Consider the following 17,739-nt stretch of genomic DNA (forward strand, 5'->3'; position numbering starts at 1 on the left):
GGGTGGAGCCGTCGCCGCACGCTGCTCCTCGGCGGGGCCGCCGTGCTCTTCGCGCTCGGCGTCGTCGCCGCCGTCGTGGTGGGCCGCACGGCCGCCACGCACCAGCCGCAGGCCGCCGTCGTGGCCTACCTCGACGCGGTGCAGCAGGGCGACGTCGAGCTGGCGATGTCGCTCGACGGCACCGAGGTCGGCGACGGCGACGTGCTCCTCACGAACGACGCCTACGCGGGCGTCACCGACGGGGTCACGGGCTGGCGCGTGACCGGCTCGCGCGTCGACGGCGACACGGCCGCCGTCTACGCCGTCGTCCAGCAGGGCGGCGAGGCGGGCGCCGTGTACGACCAGCAGTTCACACTCGAGAAGGACGGCACCGACCTCCTCTTCTTCGACCGGTGGACGCTCACGCCCGTCGAGCTCGGCACCCTCACCGTCCAGGTCGGCGCGCCCGACGCCGCCGTCGTGACGGCGGCCGGCGTCGAGGTGCCCCACGCCGGAGCCGAGGGCGACACGGTCGAGCTGCGGGCGTTCCCCGGCAGCTACCCCGCCACGCTCGACGGGGCGGGCGCCTACGCGGCGGACGACGTCGTCGGGATCGCGACCGGCGCCTCCTCGACCGGCAGCCCCGCCACGCTCGTCGCGACGCTGACCGACACGGGCCAGGCGTCGGCACGCGCCGCCGTCGACGCGTGGCTCGCGGCGTGCGTCGCCAGCCCCGACCTCAAGCCCGCCGGCTGCAGCTTCCAGATCCTCAACGAGCCGACCGGCTACACGCTGACCGACCAGAAGTGGACGCTCGAGACGACGCCCGTCTACGAGATAGGCGAGTGGACGAGCCAGGGCTGGCAGGTGGAGGACACGACGGAGGGGTCGGCGGTCTTCACCTCGACGGTCAGCGACGGCGCGGGCTCCACCGGCACCTTCAACTCGGTGGGCTCCGTGCGGGTCCCGATCCAGGGGGTCGTCCCGGACGTGACGGCCGAGGGCGCGACCTTCACGTCGACGCTGCTGCAGTACTGACGGCAGGAGCCCCGCCAGACCCCCGGGTGAGGACCGGGGTACGCGCCGGGGTACGCGGAAGCGTGTCGGCGGCTTACTCGGAGCTGCACCCCGACCTGGCACGCCGCTCACAGCCTGAGGGAGTGGATTGTCGTCATCGGATAGTCCACGACCTGCAGGAGAACACCATGAACCCCGTCAAATTCATCTCGGACCTCGGCGTCAAGAGCGAGCACGCCTACTGGGGCGGCTTCGCCTCCATCGTCATCGCGCTCGTCGCGTGGCTCGCCTCCCAGGGCAAGGACTCGAACGACAAGGCGCAGTCCGACCGCTGGGGCATCTTCATCGGCCACTGGGCCCCCACGTTCTTCGCCCTCGGCATCGCCCTGAAGCAGGAAGAGAAGTAGGCAGCTCTCCCATCTCGTCCCCCCGGACGACGGCGCCGCGGCGACGTCATCCGGGGGGACGACTCGTTCGCGGCGAGGCTCCGCGACGCTGGTGACATGCCCCAGGTCACCCGCTCCTCCTCCGCTGCAGCTTCCCTCTCGGCTCCTTCCGTTCGCCCCGGCCTCGACTCGACCGTCGCGACCCTGCCTGGTAGAGGGACCGCCCCCGCCTCGGCGACTCCTGCGCGCCGCTGGCGGCTGATCGACGCCCTCCGCGGGTTCGCCCTGTGCGGCATCCTCTTCGCGAACGCCCCCTTCCTGCTGGGCATCGGCGAGGGTCTGTCCCCGGACGACTTCGCGGGCCAGCTCTCGTCGAGCACGGGCAGCGGCCTGCTCGGCGTGCTCGTCGAGCAGCGGTTCGTGCCGATCTTCTGCTTCCTCTTCGGGCTGAGCGCCCAGCTCATCGTGCTGTCCGCCCGCCGTCGCGGGACGTCGCCGTGGCTGCCCCTGGCGCTGCGGCTGGTCGCCCTGCTCGGGATCGGCCTGCTGCACGCGCTCGTGTTCCCCGGGGACGTGCTGCGCGAGTACGCCGTGGCCGGCCTCGCCCTGCTGCCGGTCGTGCTGCTCGCCCCTCGCTGGCTGACCGCGGCGCTGGGCGCCGTGCTCACGATCGTCGCGTTCGCCGTACTCGGCGGAGGCGTCGTGACGGTCCCCGGCCTGCTCCTGCTGGGCTCCGCCGCCGCCTCCTACGGGCTCCCCGCGGTGCTCGAGCGGCCGGGACGATCGGTCGTCGCGGTGTTCGTCACGGCCCTCCTCGCCTCGGTCGCGGGCACAGTCGCGCAGGCCGCCGGAGGGCCGGAGGCCGCCTTCGGTGCCGTAGGCGCCTCGACCGGCCTCGTGGTCGCCGTGACCTACGCGTCGGGGCTGGCCCTGCTCTGGCGCACTCGCGCCCGGGCCCTGCTCGCCGCGGCCTTCGAGCCGCTCGGCCGGACGGCCCTCACGAACTACCTGGCCGCGTCGGTCGTTCTCACCCTCGTCGCGCTGGCCTCGTCGGGCCTCGGCTGGTCGACGATGACGACCTACCTGCCGATGGTCGTCGCGAGCGCCGCGCTGCTCGTCGTGCAGTCGCTGCTCAGCCGGCTGTGGCTGCGGCACTTCTCGTACGGCCCCGTGGAGTGGGCCTGGCGGTCGGTCACCTGGCGACGCCTCGCACCGATGCGCGGCGGGGTGCTCTGAGGCCGGGGCCGGTCAGGGGCGACCGGCGTCGGCGAGCAGCGCCGCGGCGAGGTCCCGCGCCGTCTCGACCGGCCTGGGGAAGGTCGCCATCCCGAGCGTGACGAGGGCGCCCTCGTGCAGCAGCATCAGCTGCCGCGCGAGGGCGCCGTCGTCGTCCCGCCCCAGCCCCGCCTCGGCGAGGAGGTCGGCGACCAGCGCGAGCATCCAGCGCTTCTGCCTGGTGAGCTCGGGAAGCACCGGCCCGCCGTCGTCCGGGCCGCCCACCTCTGCACGGGCGTTGATCACGCCGCAGCCCTTGGGCGAGTTGTCGGCGGCCCAGGTGAGCGTCGCGTCGAAGACAGCGAGCACCCGCTCGGGGCCGGGCTCGGGCGTGCGGGCCAACTCGGCGGCGAGGTGGGCGCGCCATCTCGCGTCGCGGTGCTGCAGGTACGAGACGACCAGCGCCTCCTTCGAGCCGAAGCGGTCGTAGAGGGTCTTCTTGGTGACGCCGGCCGCCTCGGCGATCGTGTCGACGCCGACGGCGTGGACGCCGCGGTCGTAGAAGAGGTCGGAGGCGGCGTCGAGGAGGCGGCGCGCACCCGGCGTGAGGGAGGGCAGCTCGGGTGCGGTGAGATCGACCATGCCCGTGACTATACCCATCTGTATAGTCAGGGGCATGAATAAACAGATCGGTGTACACAACGACCGCGAGAGGGGCCGTGCGCGCCGCGCGCCCGGCGTCGTCACGGTGCTCGCCGCCGCCGCGTTCGTCCTCGCGTGGAGCTCGGGCTTCACCATCGCTGCCGTCGCCACCGTCGACGCGCCCGCGACGACGCTGCTGCTCTGGCGGTTCCTGCCGCTCGCGGTGCTGCTCGTCGTGGTGGCCGCCGCCCGGGGGCGGCTGCGCGGCGTCCCCGGCGTCGAGCTGCGGCGCCAGGCCGTGATCGGGCTGCTCGCGCAGTTCGGCTACGTCGTGTTCGTCTACGCGGCGGTCGGCGCCGGGGTGGCGACCGGCAGCACGGCCCTGGTCGACGCGGTGCAGCCGCTCGTCGTCGCCACCCTCGTCGGACCGCTGCTCGGGCTGCGCGTGCGGGGCGCGCAGTGGGCCGGGCTCGGAGTCGGGGCGATCGGCGTCGTGCTCGTCGTCGGGTCGCAGCTCGGCGACTCGGACGCGCCGGCGTGGGCCTGGGCCCTCCCGGCGCTGGCCATGGCGAGCCTGATCGCCGGCACGCTCGTCGAGCGGCACGGCGGGGCGGACTTGCCCGTGCTCACGACGCTGACGGTGCACGTGAGCGTGACGGCAGCGGCGCTCGTGGTGCTCGCGGCCGCGACCGGGACGCTCGTGCCGCCTCCGTCGCCCTCGTTCTGGGCCGCCACCGTGCTGTCGGCGCTGGTGCCGACGCTCGCCGCGTATGGGCTCTACTGGTGGCTGCTGCGCCGGCTGGGCGTGACCGCCCTGAACGCGCTGCTGTTCCTGGTCGCGCCGACCACCGCGGCCTCCGGCGCCCTGCTCCTGGGCGAGCCGCTCACGGCGTGGACCCTCGCGGGGTTCGTGCTCAGCGGCGCCGGCTCCGCCCTCGTGCTGGCCGGCGGACGAGGGAGGCGCGCACCGGTCGGCGAGGCCCTCGCGGCCGCCTGAGGCGCCTCCGTCGCGCCTCTCCCGTGCCTCCTCCACAGCCGCCGGGCCGGGCCTCGTCACCAGCCGTTCACGTGGCGGGGACGTCGGCGGCCACCAGGGGTGGCACGATGGTGCGATGGACAGCGAACCACGCGTCGACGGCGCCGGCGTCACCCCCGATTTCCTCGACGACTTCGACGAGATCGTCAGCTTCGAGGACGGCACGCTCCCCGCCGAGCGGTACCTCGACCGAGAGCTCAGCTGGCTGGCGTTCAACCAGCGCGTGCTCGAGCTCGCCGAGGACCCGACGACGCCGCTGCTCGAGCGCGCGAACTTCCTCGCGATCTTCGCCAGCAACCTCGACGAGTTCTTCATGGTCCGCGTCGCCGGCCTGAAGCGGCGCATCGCCACCGGGCTCGCCGTGCCCACGAACGTCGGCCGCGGCCCCAACGAGGTGCTCGCCGACATCAACGCCAAGGCGCACGACCTGCAAGAGCGGCACGCCCGTGCGTTCCTCGACCTGGTCAAGCCCGATCTCGACGACGCGGGCATCCACATCGAGAAGTGGTCCGACCTCGAAGAGGCCGACCGCGTCCGCATGCGCGAGATCTTCACCGAGCAGATCTTCCCCGTGCTCATGCCGCTCGCCGTCGACCCCGCGCACCCGTTCCCGTACATCTCGGGCCTCTCGCTGAACCTCTCGGTGCGCGTCCGCAACCCGAAGACGATGCGCCAGGAGTTCGCGCGCCTCAAGGTGCCGCAGATGCTGCCGCGCTTCGTGCAGCTGCCCGACAACGACAGCGGGCGCGTGCGGTTCATCCCGTTGGAAGACCTGATCGCGAACCACCTGCAAGACCTGTTCCCGGGCATGGAGGTCGTCGAGCACCACGTGTTCCGCGTCACCCGCAACGAGGACGTCGAGGTCGACGAGGACGAGTCGGAGAACCTGATCCAGGCGCTCGAGCGCGAGCTGCTGCGTCGGCGCTTCGGCCCGCCCATCCGCCTCGAGATCACCGACGACATGGACCCGGTCACGCTCGAGCTGCTCGTCCGCGAGCTCGACGTCACCGACCAAGAGGTCTACCGGCTGCCGGCCCCCCTCGACCTCGCCGGCCTCTTCGAGATCACGAAGATGCCCCGCTCCGACCTCAAGTACCCGAAGCACCTGCCCCAGACGGCCCTGCAGCTGCAGCCGACCGAACCGAACATGAAGCCCGACATGTTCGCGAGCATCGCCCGGCAGGACATCCTGGTGCACCACCCGTACGAGTCGTTCGCGACGAGCGTGCAGGCGTTCCTCGAGCAGGCGGCGGCCGACCCCAACGTCCTCGCCATCAAGCAGACGCTCTACCGGACGAGCGGCGACAGCCCCATCATCGAGGCCCTCATCGACGCCGCCGAGTCGGGCAAGCAGGTGCTCGCCCTCGTCGAGGTCAAGGCGCGCTTCGACGAGCAGAACAACATCACCTGGGCCCGCAAGCTCGAGAAGGCCGGCGTGCACGTCGTCTACGGGCTGGTCGGGCTCAAGACCCACTGCAAGCTCGCGCTCGTCATCCGCCAGGAGAAGGGCCGGCTGCGGCACTACACGCACATCGGCACGGGCAACTACAACCCCAAGACCAGCCGCATCTACGAGGACATGGGCCTCTTCACCGCCGACGACCAGGTCGGCAAAGACCTGACGCGCCTGTTCAACGAGCTGTCGGGCTACGCGATCGAGAAGAAGTTCAAGCGCCTCCTCGTCGCGCCGCGCTACCTGCGCCGCGGGCTGCTCAAGCAGATCCAGGGCGAGATCGAGGCCGCGCAGGCCGGTCGACCCTCGGGCATCAAGATCAAGATCAACTCGATCGTCGACGAGCAGATCATCGACGCGCTCTACAAGGCCAGCCAGGCCGGCGTGCCGGTCGACGTCTGGGTGCGTGGCATCTGCACCATCAAGCCGGGCCAGCCCGGCCTGAGCGACACGATCCGCGTGCGGTCGGTCCTCGGTCGCTACCTCGAGCACTCGCGCCTGTTCTGGTTCGCGAACGACGGCGACCCCCAGGTCTTCATCGGCAGCGCCGACATGATGCACCGCAACCTCGACCGTCGCATCGAGGCGCTCGTGCGCCTCACGCAGCAGGACCACCTCGACCAGGTCTCCGAGCTCTTCGACCGTGCGATGTCCGACGAGACGGCGTCGTGGTGGCTCGAGAGCGACGGCACCTGGACGCGCCACGCGCGTGACGCGTCGGACGCGCCGCTCGCCGACATGCAGAACGTGCTGATGAAGCAGATCACGCAGCGCCGCCGGGCCAGCCGGTGAGCACGGTCGCCCCCACGACGATCGTCGCTGCCGGCGCGGTCTGCTTCCGCCTCGTCGACGGCAAGGCGCGCGTGCTGCTCATCCACCGCGAGCACCACGGCGACGTCTCGCTGCCCAAGGGCAAGGTCGACCCCGGCGAGTCGACGCCGCAGACGGCCGTCCGAGAGATCCGGGAGGAGACGGGGTACCGCGTCGCCCTCGGGGCCCCGCTCGGCACCGCCGAGTACGTCATGCCCGGCGGGCGGGACAAGATCGTGCACTACTGGGCGGCCGAGGTCGACGACGAGGCCTTCGCCGAGGCAGGGCGCTTCACGCCCAACAGCGAGGTCGCCGCGATCGAGTGGGTCTCGATCGAGAAGGCGCGCGCCAAGCTGACCTACGAACGGGACGCGGAGGTGCTCGACCGGTTCGCCGACCGCGTCGCCTCGGGCGCCGCCCGCACCTTCGCCCTCGTGGCCCTGCGGCACGCGAAGACGACGTCGCCCGGCGACTGGAGCGGCTCGGACGCCACCCGCCCCCTCCTGCCCCAGGGCCGCCGCCAGGCCAAGTCGATCGCGCCCGGCATCGCCGCGTGGGCCCCGCAGCGCCTGATCAGCAGCACGGCCGCCCGCTGCCTCGCGACGCTCGAGCCGGTCTCGGCGCTGACCCGCGTCGGGGTCAAGCAGAGCGACTCGATCAGCCAGGACGCGTTCGACCGCCACGACGACGACGTGACCGGCGTGGTCGCGAAGCGCCTGAAGAAGCGGGTGCCGGCCGTGTTCTGCACGCACGCCCCGGTGCTGCCCGAGATCGTGCGGCAGATCGCCGCGGGGACGGTCGGGGGCCACCGGCTCGACCTGCGCCGCGCCTCCTCGCTGAGTCCCGGCGAGTACACCGTGCTGCACGTGTCGTGCTCCGATCCCGCGCTCGTCGCCGACGACCCGCACGGCCCCGTCCTCTGAGCCCTGCCGACGCCCGGCCCCTCCACGCCCCCCGCGGCCCTGCCGCGGGGCGCGAGCCGTGTCGGGCCGGGCCCCGGGCCGGCGCGACGGGTGGACCCGGCGGGTGATCCTGGCCCCGCGGCACCGTGGCGGCGGGCACGCCCGGCCGATGTTCCCCCCGCGTTAACCTCCCGTTCACCATCGCAGACGACCGTGGTTAACCGCCCGACGTAGCGTCTCGCAACGGGCCAGCACCGGCCCCCCAGCACCCCACAGCACCACATCCCGAGAAGGAACCTCTGTGAACTTCAAGCGCACCGGCAGCATCGTGGCGATCGCCGCGGTCGGCACCATGCTCCTCGCGTCCTGCGCCTCTAACGAGGGCGGCTCCGGCTCCTCGTCCGACGGCGCCTCCTCCGACCTCTCCGGCACGATCGCCGGCATCGGCGCCTCGTCCCAGCAGGCCGCCCAGGAGGCCTGGGTCGCCGGCTTCCAGACCGCCAACCCCGACGTGACCGTCAACTACGACCCGCAGGGCTCCGGCGGCGGCCGTGAGAGCTTCATCTCCGGCGCCGCGGCCTTCGCCGGCTCGGACCGCGCGTTCAAGGCCGACGAGATCTCGTCGAGCACCTTCGCGGGCTGCACCCCCGACACCGGCATCGTCGAGCTGCCCGTCTACGTCTCGCCCATCGCGGTCGTCTTCAACCTCGACGGCGTCGACGAGCTCAACCTCTCGCCCGCCACCATCGCCGGCATCTTCAGCGGTGCGATCACCACGTGGGACGCGGCCGAGATCAAGGCCGACAACCCCGACGCCGACCTGCCCAGCACGCCCATCACGGCCGTGCACCGCTCGGACGACTCGGGCACCACCGAGAACTTCACCGAGTACCTGAACGCCAACAGCCCCGACGTGTGGTCGTCGGAGCCCGACGGCGTCTGGCCCCTCGAGGGCGGCGAGGGCGCCTCCGGCACCTCGGGCGTCATCGACGCGGTGACCAACGGCACCGGCACCATCGGCTACGCGGACGCCTCGCGCGCCGGCGACCTCGGCGTCGCGAAGATCAAGGTCGGCGAGGAGTTCGTCGAGTACTCGGCCGAGGCCGCCGCCGCCATCGTCGACGAGTCCCCTGAAGAGGAAGGCCGCACCGAGGGCGACATCGCCATCGAGCTCGACCGCACCTCGACCGCCGACGGCGTCTACCCCCTCGTGCTGGTCAGCTACCTCATCGGCTGCGAGTCGTACGAGGACGCCGCCCAGGGCGAGCTCGTGAAGTCGTACTTCGAGTACGTGTCCAGCGACGAGGGCCAGCAGGTCGCGGCCGACGCCGCCGGCTCGGCTCCCATCTCGAGCACCCTCTCGGGCCAGGTCGCCGACGCGATCGCGCTCATCAAGTAGCACCTGCCACACCGGGCCCGGGACCGCACGCCGTGCGGTCCCGGGCCGTCGCCCTGACAGGGGCACCCGTACGATCAGCACCATCGGCAGAACCGCACCGCCACCCGAGCACCGCCCGCACACCGAGCACCCACCCGGAGGACCTCGTCCGATGACCGCCCCCGCATCGACCGCCACGAAGGTCAGAGCACCTCGTGCGCCGCGTCGCCCCGCAGACCGGATCTTCTCGGGCAGCACCGTCGTCGCCGGCGGCCTGATCCTCGCCATCCTCGCCGCCGTCGCGATCTTCCTGGTCGCGCAGAGCATCCCCGCCGTGATCGCCGACCCGGCCGACATCTCGCTGTCCGGCTTCCCCGACTCGTTCTGGCAGTACGTCGGCCCGCTCGCCTTCGGCACGGTCTACGCCGCCGCGCTCGCGCTCGTCATGGCCCTCCCCGTCGCCATCGGCATCGCGCTCTTCATCTCGCACTACGCCCCGCGCCGCCTCGCCGCCGGCCTCGGCTACGTCATCGACCTGCTCGCCGCCGTGCCGTCGGTCGTCTTCGGCCTGTGGGGCAGCATCGTCCTCGCCCCCGCCGTGCAGCCCGTCTACGCGTGGATGGCCGACAACCTCGGCTGGTTCCCGCTGTTCGCCGGTCCCGTGTCGGGCACCGGTCGCACGCTGCTCACCGCCTCCATCGTGCTCGCCGTCATGATCCTGCCGATCATCACGGCGCTGAGCCGCGAGGTGTTCCTGCAGACGCCGACCCTGCACGAGGAGGCGGCCCTCGCGCTGGGCGCGACCCGCTGGGAGATGATCCAGGTCGCGGTCCTGCCCTTCGGCCGCCCCGGCATCATCTCGGCCTCGATGCTCGGCCTCGGCCGGGCCCTCGGCGAGACCATGGCCGTCGCCCTCGTGCTGTCGCCGGCTCTCGTGATCAACCCCGCGATCCTCACCTCGACGAACTCGTCGACCATCGCCGCGAACATCGCCCTGAGGTTCCCCGAGGCGCACGACATCGGCATCAACACGCTGATCGCGACGGGCCTCGTCCTCTTCGTCATCACGCTGGTCGTCAACTCGATCGCCCGCATCGTCATCAACCGCCGCAAGGCCTTCTCGGGAGCGAACTGATGGCAACGACCACCCAGGACCGTCCCCGCACGGCCAGCCGCACCGTCAACACCCTCACCACGGGACGCCTGCCCAAGGCCTCGCCCCTGGTCATCCTCGCCGGCAGCTGGGCGATCATGCTCGTCGTCTTCGGCCTGCTGCAGGCCGGCGGCGTCACCGAGACCTTCAACTGGGTCGCCGCCATCGTGCTCGGCACGATCCTGTACGCCGCGCTCGTCTTCGTCATCTCGATGCAGGTCGAGGGCATCCGCCGCGCCAAGGACCGCGTCGTCACCACCCTGGTCAGCGCCGCGTTCATCCTCGCGCTGATCCCGCTCATCTCCGTCCTCTTCACCGTCGTCACCTCCGGTGCGGCGCGCTTCGACGGCGACTTCTTCGCCATGTCGATGCGCAACGTGGTCGGCGCGGGCGGCGGCGGGCTGCACGCCCTCACCGGCACCCTGCTGATCACCGCCCTCGCCGCCGTCATCTCGGTGCCGATCGGCCTGCTGACGGCCATCTACCTGGTCGAGTACGGCCGCGGCCGCCTGGCCCGCGCGATCACCTTCTTCGTCGACGTCATGACGGGCATCCCGTCGATCGTCGCCGGCCTGTTCGCCTACGCCCTGTTCGTGATCTTCTTCGGCGAGGGCGTCCGCATGGGCGCCGCCGGCTCCGTGGCCCTGGCCGTGCTGATGATCCCCGTCGTCGTGCGCAGCACGGAGGAGATGCTCAAGCTCGTCCCGAACGAGCTGCGCGAGGCCGCCTACGCGCTCGGCGTGCCGAAGTGGCTGACGATCCTCAAGGTCGTGCTCCCCACCTCCATCGCGGGCATCACCACCGGCGTCATGCTCTCGATCGCCCGCGTCATCGGCGAGACGGCCCCGCTGCTCATCACCGCCGGCTTCACGGCGAGCATGAACTACGACCTCTTCGACGGTCGCATGCAGTCGCTGCCGGTCTTCGCCTACAGCTCGTACGTCAGCCAGGGCACCGACGCGGCCGCGTACATCGACCGGGCGTGGACCTCGGCCCTGACGCTGATCCTCATCGTCATGGCGCTGAACCTGCTGGCCCGCCTCATCGCGCGCCTCTTCGCCCCCAAGCTCGGCCGCTGACGGCCACGCGCCTCCTCGTCCCTCTTCCCCCCGCGTCTCCGCACCCGACACGCAGCACGACGCCGCACCTCACCGAAGGAACCTGAATGTCCAAGCGCATCGAGGTCAAGGACCTCAACGTCTACTACAGCAAGTTCAAGGCCGTCGAGGACGTCAACATCACCATCGAGCCGCGCACCGTCACGGCCTTCATCGGCCCGTCCGGCTGCGGCAAGTCGACGTTCCTCCGCACGCTGAACCGCATGCACGAGGTCATCCCCGGTGCTTACGTGGACGGTGAGGTGCTGATCGACGGCAACGACCTGTACAGCCCCGGCGTCGACCCGGTGCTCGTCCGCCGTCAGGTCGGAATGGTGTTCCAGCGCCCGAACCCGTTCCCCACCATGAGCATCCGCGACAACGTGCTCGCCGGCGTGAAGCTCAACAACCGCCGCATGGGCAAGGGCGAGCAGGACGACCTGGTCGAGAGCTCGCTGCAGGGCGCCAACCTCTGGAACGAGGTCAAGGACCGCCTCGACAAGCCCGGCTCGGGCCTCTCGGGCGGGCAGCAGCAGCGTCTCTGCATCGCGCGCGCCGTCGCCGTCTCCCCCGACGTGATCCTGATGGACGAGCCCTGCTCGGCCCTCGACCCGATCTCGACGCTCGCCATCGAGGACCTCATCGAGGAGCTCAAGCAGCAGTACACGATCGTCATCGTGACCCACAACATGCAGCAGGCGAGCCGGGTCAGCGACAAGACGGCCTTCTTCAACATCGCGGGCACCGGCAAGCCCGGCAAGCTCATCGAGTACGACGACACCGCCACGATGTTCTCGAAGCCCAGCGTCCAGGCGACCGAGGACTACGTCTCCGGCCGCTTCGGCTGAGCCCGGAGGCTGTGCGCGGCCCGACGGTCGTACGCGGCCCACGGGCCGTCCTCGGCCCGGAGCGACGCGAAGGAGGCGGCCCACCTGCTGGTGGGCCGCCTCCTTCGTCGTGTGGCCGGGTCGCGCTCTCGCGGGGCCCGACCGGCTCGTGTTGTCGCTGCTAGGCGGCCTGCACGGCCATGATCGGGTCGCTCGTCGGCTGCTCGGAGCCGCCGACGGGCTCGACCGTCAGGCCGATGGTGTCGCCGGGCGTCATCTCGCCCTTGAGCACCTTCGTGACCGTCGAGTCGCTGTCCGTGTCGAACGTGCCGGCGGGGACCGCACCGTCGGCACCGATGTACCAGAGCTCGTACGTCTGGTCGCCGGGCAGCGAGGTGAGGCCGTCGAGGACGACCGCCGAGCGCTTGAGCTCGTTCGACCAGACCAGCGTCGCGGTCCCGCCGGTGCTGACGTCCGCCACGGTGCGCTGGAAGTCCCCTGCCGCGTAGATCTCGTCGATCGAGGAGGCGGTGGCCTCCTGCTGCTGGCTCGGGCCGGTGACCTCGGACAGCAGCGCGCCTCCTCCGAAGAAGAGCGCGGCGGCTGCCGCGGCGACACCGAGCATCGCGACGGGACGGGTGAACCAGCGGGCACGGGCGGCCCCGGTGGGCTCGATCACGCGGGCAGCGGTCTCGGACTCGCTCGGCTCCATCTCGGGGACGGCGTGGCGGCCGGGGCGGGCGATCTCGTGGTCGTCACCCGCGCCTCCTGCGACCGGGGTCGCGGCCGGCGTCTGCGAGGCAGAGTCGGAGGTGGTCTGGGCGGGCAGCTGCGGCAGCCCGACGATGGCGTCCATGATGCTCGCGCGGAGGGCGGCCGAAGGCATCACGGGCGGTGCCGCGTGGGCGAGCAGCAATGCGGTCTCTCTCAATTCGGTCACTTCCCTTCTGGTGCTCTCGGACTCCTCCAGCAGAGTCTCGAAGTCGTGTCGTTCGTCGTCGCTCAGGGCGTCGAGCACGTACGCGCCCGACATCGCCTCGAGCGAGTCGTGGGGCGGGTTCCCGCCGGTGGTGGAGTCGTCGCGGTAGGTCACGATGCCACTCCCATCTCGTCGCGCAGGCGGATCATGCCGTCGCGCAGTCTCGTCTTGACGGTGCCGATCGGCACCCCCAGCATCGCGGCCACCTCGCTGTGGCTGTAGCCGCCGTAGTACGCCAGCCTGACGGCCTGGCTCTGGAGCTCCGTGAGTCGTCCCAGTGCACGCTCGACGCGCTCGTGCTCGATCCGGATCTCGACCGACTCGGTGACCGAGTCGTAGCCGAGCTCCAGGTCGCGGACGCCGATCTTGAGGTCTCGGTCGCGGCCGGCCTGCGAGGCACGGACACGGTCGACGGCCCGGCGGTGGGCCATCGTCAGCATCCAGCTCGAGGCGCTGCCCCGGGTGGTGTCGAAGCGAGCGGCGTTCTGCCAGATCTCGAGGAAGACCTCTTGGGTGACTTCCTCGGACTGCGAGTGGTCCTTCAGGAGACGCTTGATCAGGCCCATCACACGGGGTGCGGTCTGGTCGTACAGCTCGGCGAAGGCCACTCGATCGGCCTGGGCGACCCTGATGAGGAGCTCGTCAGGAGTCGACGCACGCGCCTCGTCCTGGGGAGTCTCGATGTCGTGGGTCACGAGCTTCAGCATGTCAGGGTTCACCTCGATCCGCTTGTGTCGGGCTGACCGTCACAGGATCGTGACGGGTTCGTGCTGGTCTCTGGTGGTGCTGTTCTTGCTGGTGTGAGTCGCTCCCCCCGCCCGGTGACCGTCTGGGATGGCGTTCAGGCCCGGGCCGAGCGGAGGGAACGACCGCGTCGTCCCGCCAGTCAGGGCGGCGGGAAGTCAGCGGAGGATCTCTCGATCCCTCACGCTCATGGTTCGGTACCGGGGGTCTGCTGGTTTGGGCGAGTTTGCCCCGGGTGCACGGAACTCTTGCCGGGGCCTCGGCCTCCGGTGGCCGAGTGGTCACGAACGGTCGGTCACCACATTGGGAGGGACCACTTCGGACCACTCGACCGTGAGCCCCGGAGGAGGGGACGGGGACGGGGCCCCGGATGAGGGGACGGGGTCGGGGACCCCGGATCAGCCGAGCGGGATGGTCACGCTCGGGGAGGGGAAGAGGGTGTCGAGCCGCAGGAACGCCTCTCGGCGCGAGGCCGCTCGAAGCGGCTAAATTTGGAGCCCGGGGTTTCTACGGCCCGACAGTGATCGAGTGTAACCGTCGTCGCCGGGCCTCGCTCGGGCGTTCGCCCGGTGCGAACGCTGCGCGTCAGTCACCGCCTGCTCAGCTCTGCTCCGCCCCTCCGCGGTCCGCTCCTCGAGGACGTCGCCGCGCCTCCTGTAGCTTCACCCTCGAAAATTGAGAGTGATCTGGCCCGGAGGAGGCGCCGCGCCGGTCGAGCAGGCAAGCCGAGTCCCGATCTGTCTCGCTTTCAGGCGGCGGTCGCCGAGCGCGTTGGTGCGCGACGCCGATCCACGCTGCGTCAGTCGAGGATGCGTCAGTCGAGGCCGCGTCAGTCGAGGCTGCCGTCGCGCCAGAGCGCGGCGCACGCGGTGAGGTCGACACCCAGCTCAGAGAGGCGGAGTGCACGCCGGGTCAGCGTCGAGGCGAGGTCGGAGCCGATCGAGTCCTGCTCGTCGGCCACGGTCGTGGCGCCCGCCGCCGCGAGCCGGCAGAACGCCGCGCCGCGTTCGAGAGCGACCGCGAAGTCGCCGTCGAACACCCCGCGGAGGATGAGGTCGGCCAGCGCGAGCACCTCGGCGGGGGTCGCGGGCGTCGGCGCCCCGGCGACGATCGGGTCGATGGTGGTCGACGTCTCGACGCCGCGGTCGAAGAGGTAGGTGACCTCCTCGGGCGCCTGGCGGATGACCGCGCGGACGAGGTAGATGCGCCACAGGGCCCCGGGGAGGGTGTGCGGCGCGGCGCGGGCCCACAGCTCGGCGACGACGTCGATGCCGTGCTCGTCGCTGAACGAGACGAGCCGGTCGAGGATCTCGGGCTGCGGGTCGTGCTTGACCCGGGCGACGAGCGCGGCCGCCGACTCGTGGGCGATCCGGTTCACGGTCGCCGGGTCGTCGCCTCCCTGGAACGCCTCGAAGGCGGCGCTGGGGAACTGGGTCGGGCGGTGGAAGTCTCTGGGCATCGTCTCGACGATACGCGCGTGCACCGACAGCGGCGTGTGGGTCGGGCGCCGTCGCCCGTCGCCTCCCGTCGTCGCTCGCGGCCGCGAAGGAGGCGCGCTGCCGGCCCGCGAGGACGCCCGCGATCACGTATCCTCGAACACCGAGGGCCTCTAGCTCAGTTGGCAGAGCATCGGACTTTTAATCCGCGGGTCGTGGGTTCGAGCCCCACGGGGCCCACCTGTGTTTGCAAGCGATCTAGGGCCTCCGGGCCATCCTGGGGACACTCGGACCCCTCCAGAACCCCTCCACGCTAACGATGATTCCGTTCCCCTTTTAGGGGCACGACAGGGCCACGGCAAAATCGATATCGTCTCACCATGGACCTTGAAAGATTGCTTGGCCCCGATGCCCCAGTCGGAACTGCAGTAGAAGTGCAGAGAGACGGCCGAATCTCCGAAATCTTCTACTACTTCGAGGATTTGACGACACTCGAGAGTGGGAGAACCGTAGGGCGAAAGATCGGAGTGGTTCAAGAGATTTTGCTTCGCAAGTACCTCGAACAGAGCGACGCGTTGAAGCGCCGTATGTACTTAGAGCAAAGCTTGACTGGAATCAGCGGGGCCGCTCATAAGGTCGAGTTTTCTTGGTACAAGATAAGCCAGTGCGTCGCTCCTGCTGGGGGGGTAATTACCGCCACAGTCGGTGAAGGCCTTGTCGAAATCGAAATTGTCTCCATCGACTCTGACTCGGGTTTCGTAAAGCTTCAGGCATCGACGACAGGCGCTAAGACAACGGTCGGGCTGGACAGGAAGCCAATACCAAAATCAGGGGCTTTCGGCCTTTACCTGAGCGCAATGAAAATTGATCTGCGCTTCATGGGCATTGTAGATGGTCAGGCCTATATCGATGTCGTCGACAAGACCGCGCTCATCGCTTCTCTGGAAAGCAAGCGTGTAGGCGCTCAGCGATTTTCTGGTAGCAACAAGCTGGGTGCTGGCATTCAGACCATCGAGAAGGCTAAGCAGGCTTCGCTCGTGGCCATCGATCTAGATATCGCTTATAACGGCACCGTAAAGCCCCTGGGAAGCCCGTCTGGGGAGAAGCAGCTCCTCAGTTTTGTGGCGCTCGGCAACGGCGTTCACTGGAACACCAAGGACAAGGCCGTGTTAGGCACCTTCGTAGACTTCACATTCCTCGTGAAGGATGCTGGCATCATTCGTTATGCAGATTATGTCCAGGAGAAAGCGCCAGAAGGGAGCGACCGCATTCAGTGGTTCATGGACTACTTCCAGGGAATGACTAAGCAGAAGTACGACGACTTCCAAGTCACCGACAGCGATTTCTCCATCATCGTGCCCGAGGATGAGGAGCGCTCGCTACTCCGCATCCTTGAGGACCATATCTTGACTGTCGATCCGCAGAACGAGTACTAGGGCTTGCGAAGGAACATGATGGCGTCCTTCTTTTCTGCTTCCCCGTGATAATCCGCGCGATGGGCGTACGCATACTTCCCAATGCCGTAATGGGTCGTTCGGAACCAGACGGCTTCCGGACGCCAGCCCGAGGTCTTTAGGGAGTCCCAAACATTGCGGTGTACCGCTTCAAGCCGGCCGTGAATGGTTGCGTCGCCCACGACCAAGGCCAAAGTGCCCCCTGGCCGAAGAACCTCAAATGCCTGAGCGCTTGCCTCGCTGATGGACCGGTAGTAGCTCTCGACCAGACGCCCATTCGTTGCAGGGTGCGCCTTCTGCTCGAGTCCTGTGACGTCGCGCAGAGTCCAGCCTTGCCACACGTTGGTCATGCCCTCAGACCACATAATCTCCAGACTGAATGCATTGAAGTAGTTGAAGGAATTGAGGTAGGGCGGATGGGATACTACGAGACCGACCGGCTCCGTGAGAAGTTCCGCGTAAGCCTTCGGCGTTCGGTTATCGCCAATGACTGTCTTCGATTTGATGCTTTTGGGCCTCATCGTGTCGAGTTCCCGAAGACCGTCAACCATATCTAGATACTTTTCGCGGAACGCCGTTGCCGGTGGTCGAGGTTTCTTTTCCAACTTGACATGTGGCCGCACCTCACCGTCGTGGGCGTTGCTGCACCGGCGCACAATGGCCAGGAAACAAACCGTGAGGAAATCTTGTTCATCACCAGGCTCAAGCTCATCGATAGCTGCTCGGATCCGACCAAGACCTTGCAGGGATTCCTCCGAAAACCATTTCCTGAGACGATCACTGGGTGTCGCTTGAATCTCGTACGGCGCTATTGCCGCTGCACTTCTGCAGACGAGGTCGAACGCGGCGTCTAGCTTTCGCGCGTCCTGGTACGCCGTCTTGACATTGCTCGCCAGCACGGCGAGAGGGTTGATGTCAATTCCGTAGGAGTCCCTGCCTGCAATCTGGGCTTCCACTTGCGTCGTTCCCGAACCCGAATAATTGTCTAGGACGCCCATGTCAGCGTCGGAGAACGCGCTGATAATTTCCCGTCCGACTAGCGACGGAAACTTGCCGTAGTAGCGGAAAAATTGATGTGACCCATATCCCAAGGCGGGGATGCTCTCGGGCACGTCAAGAACGAGCGCCGGGACCCCGTCGAACTTCGGAAGAGCGGTAAACCTCTCGAACTTGGGAGCATTAGGGAGGTCGAAGAGGCTCTGGGAACTGGACGGTTCGTTCATAGGATGTG

The 17,739-nt window shown here is 69.2% G+C and carries 16 protein-coding genes and 1 tRNA gene; 12 read left to right on the forward strand and 5 right to left on the reverse strand.

Annotated features, from left to right (window positions below):
- The 3 genes from RWM17_RS03700 to RWM17_RS03710 form a co-directional block, all read left to right on the forward strand.
- Positions 1-1,017, forward strand: a 1,017-nt coding sequence (locus RWM17_RS03700) for a hypothetical protein (protein WP_314101475.1), incomplete at its 5' end; no start/stop codon positions are given.
- A gap of 167 nt (positions 1,018-1,184) precedes the next feature.
- Entirely contained in the window at positions 1,185-1,403 is a 219-nt protein-coding gene (locus RWM17_RS03705; RefSeq protein WP_123547843.1) for a hypothetical protein, read from the forward strand.
- A gap of 96 nt (positions 1,404-1,499) precedes the next feature.
- Entirely contained in the window at positions 1,500-2,618 is a 1,119-nt protein-coding gene (locus RWM17_RS03710; protein ID WP_314101477.1) for a DUF418 domain-containing protein, read from the forward strand.
- Between the two features lie 12 nt (positions 2,619-2,630).
- Here RWM17_RS03710 and RWM17_RS03715 read toward each other — a convergent pair whose 3' ends face one another.
- Positions 2,631-3,239 carry a TetR/AcrR family transcriptional regulator gene (locus RWM17_RS03715; RefSeq protein ID WP_314101479.1) on the reverse strand — a complete coding sequence of 203 codons (609 nt, stop codon included), beginning with the start codon at positions 3,237-3,239 and terminating at the stop codon, positions 2,631-2,633.
- A gap of 34 nt (positions 3,240-3,273) precedes the next feature.
- Between RWM17_RS03715 and RWM17_RS03720 the strand changes: the two genes are divergently transcribed.
- The 7 genes from RWM17_RS03720 to pstB all read left to right on the forward strand — a co-directional run bounded on the left by RWM17_RS03720 (position 3,274) and on the right by pstB (position 11,916).
- Positions 3,274-4,236, forward strand: coding sequence for a DMT family transporter (locus RWM17_RS03720; RefSeq protein ID WP_314101481.1), 963 nt, complete (start codon positions 3,274-3,276; stop codon positions 4,234-4,236).
- Between the two features lie 115 nt (positions 4,237-4,351).
- Complete coding sequence (locus RWM17_RS03725; RefSeq protein WP_123547840.1) at positions 4,352-6,520, forward strand: RNA degradosome polyphosphate kinase; 2,169 nt, start codon at positions 4,352-4,354, stop codon at positions 6,518-6,520.
- On the forward strand, positions 6,517-7,461 hold the full coding sequence (locus tag RWM17_RS03730; protein ID WP_314101483.1) for an NUDIX hydrolase: 945 nt from the start codon (positions 6,517-6,519) through the stop codon (positions 7,459-7,461). The genes RWM17_RS03725 and RWM17_RS03730 overlap by 4 nt, the downstream gene beginning before the upstream one ends.
- 280 nt (positions 7,462-7,741) lie before the next feature.
- Positions 7,742-8,839, forward strand: coding sequence for a phosphate ABC transporter substrate-binding protein PstS (locus RWM17_RS03735; RefSeq protein WP_399540032.1), 1,098 nt, complete (start codon positions 7,742-7,744; stop codon positions 8,837-8,839).
- Positions 8,840-8,990: 151 nt separating this feature from the next.
- Positions 8,991-9,953: a phosphate ABC transporter permease subunit PstC gene (gene pstC, locus RWM17_RS03740; RefSeq protein ID WP_314101485.1), complete on the forward strand. Its 963-nt coding sequence runs from the start codon at positions 8,991-8,993 to the stop codon at positions 9,951-9,953.
- The gene (gene pstA / locus RWM17_RS03745) at positions 9,953-11,050 is read left to right on the forward strand and encodes a phosphate ABC transporter permease PstA (protein ID WP_314101487.1); all 1,098 of its coding nucleotides are present in this window, start codon (positions 9,953-9,955) and stop codon (positions 11,048-11,050) included. Before pstC ends, pstA begins: the two co-directional genes overlap by 1 nt.
- Positions 11,051-11,136: 86 nt before the next feature.
- The gene (gene pstB / locus RWM17_RS03750) at positions 11,137-11,916 is read left to right on the forward strand and encodes a phosphate ABC transporter ATP-binding protein PstB (RefSeq protein ID WP_123547836.1); all 780 of its coding nucleotides are present in this window, start codon (positions 11,137-11,139) and stop codon (positions 11,914-11,916) included.
- 160 nt (positions 11,917-12,076) lie between these two features.
- Here pstB and RWM17_RS03755 read toward each other — a convergent pair whose 3' ends face one another.
- The 3 genes from RWM17_RS03755 to RWM17_RS03765 all read right to left on the reverse strand — a co-directional run bounded on the left by RWM17_RS03755 (position 12,077) and on the right by RWM17_RS03765 (position 15,077).
- The gene (locus RWM17_RS03755) at positions 12,077-12,988 is read right to left on the reverse strand and encodes an anti-sigma factor domain-containing protein (protein ID WP_314101490.1); all 912 of its coding nucleotides are present in this window, start codon (positions 12,986-12,988) and stop codon (positions 12,077-12,079) included.
- Entirely contained in the window at positions 12,985-13,581 is a 597-nt protein-coding gene (gene sigK / locus RWM17_RS03760; protein ID WP_314101522.1) for an ECF RNA polymerase sigma factor SigK, read from the reverse strand. The genes RWM17_RS03755 and sigK overlap by 4 nt, the downstream gene beginning before the upstream one ends.
- Positions 13,582-14,447: 866 nt before the next feature.
- A complete protein-coding gene (locus tag RWM17_RS03765) occupies positions 14,448-15,077 on the reverse strand; it encodes a DNA-directed RNA polymerase subunit beta (protein WP_314101492.1) in 630 nt (209 codons plus the stop codon).
- Between the two features lie 144 nt (positions 15,078-15,221).
- On the opposite strand from RWM17_RS03765, the gene RWM17_RS03770 reads away from it, so the two are divergent.
- Positions 15,222-15,294, forward strand: a tRNA-Lys gene (locus RWM17_RS03770).
- A 140-nt stretch (positions 15,295-15,434) separates the two neighbouring features.
- A complete protein-coding gene (locus tag RWM17_RS03775) occupies positions 15,435-16,490 on the forward strand; it encodes a hypothetical protein (RefSeq protein WP_314101493.1) in 1,056 nt (351 codons plus the stop codon).
- Here RWM17_RS03775 and RWM17_RS03780 read toward each other — a convergent pair.
- Positions 16,487-17,731, reverse strand: coding sequence for a DNA methyltransferase (locus RWM17_RS03780; protein WP_314101495.1), 1,245 nt, complete (start codon positions 17,729-17,731; stop codon positions 16,487-16,489). The two genes, RWM17_RS03775 and RWM17_RS03780, sit on opposite strands and share 4 nt — an antisense overlap.
- Positions 17,732-17,739 lie beyond the last annotated feature (8 nt).

The organism is uncultured Frigoribacterium sp., assembly GCF_963515265.1.
In the GTDB taxonomy this organism is placed as follows: Bacteria; Actinomycetota; Actinomycetes; order Actinomycetales; family Microbacteriaceae; genus Frigoribacterium.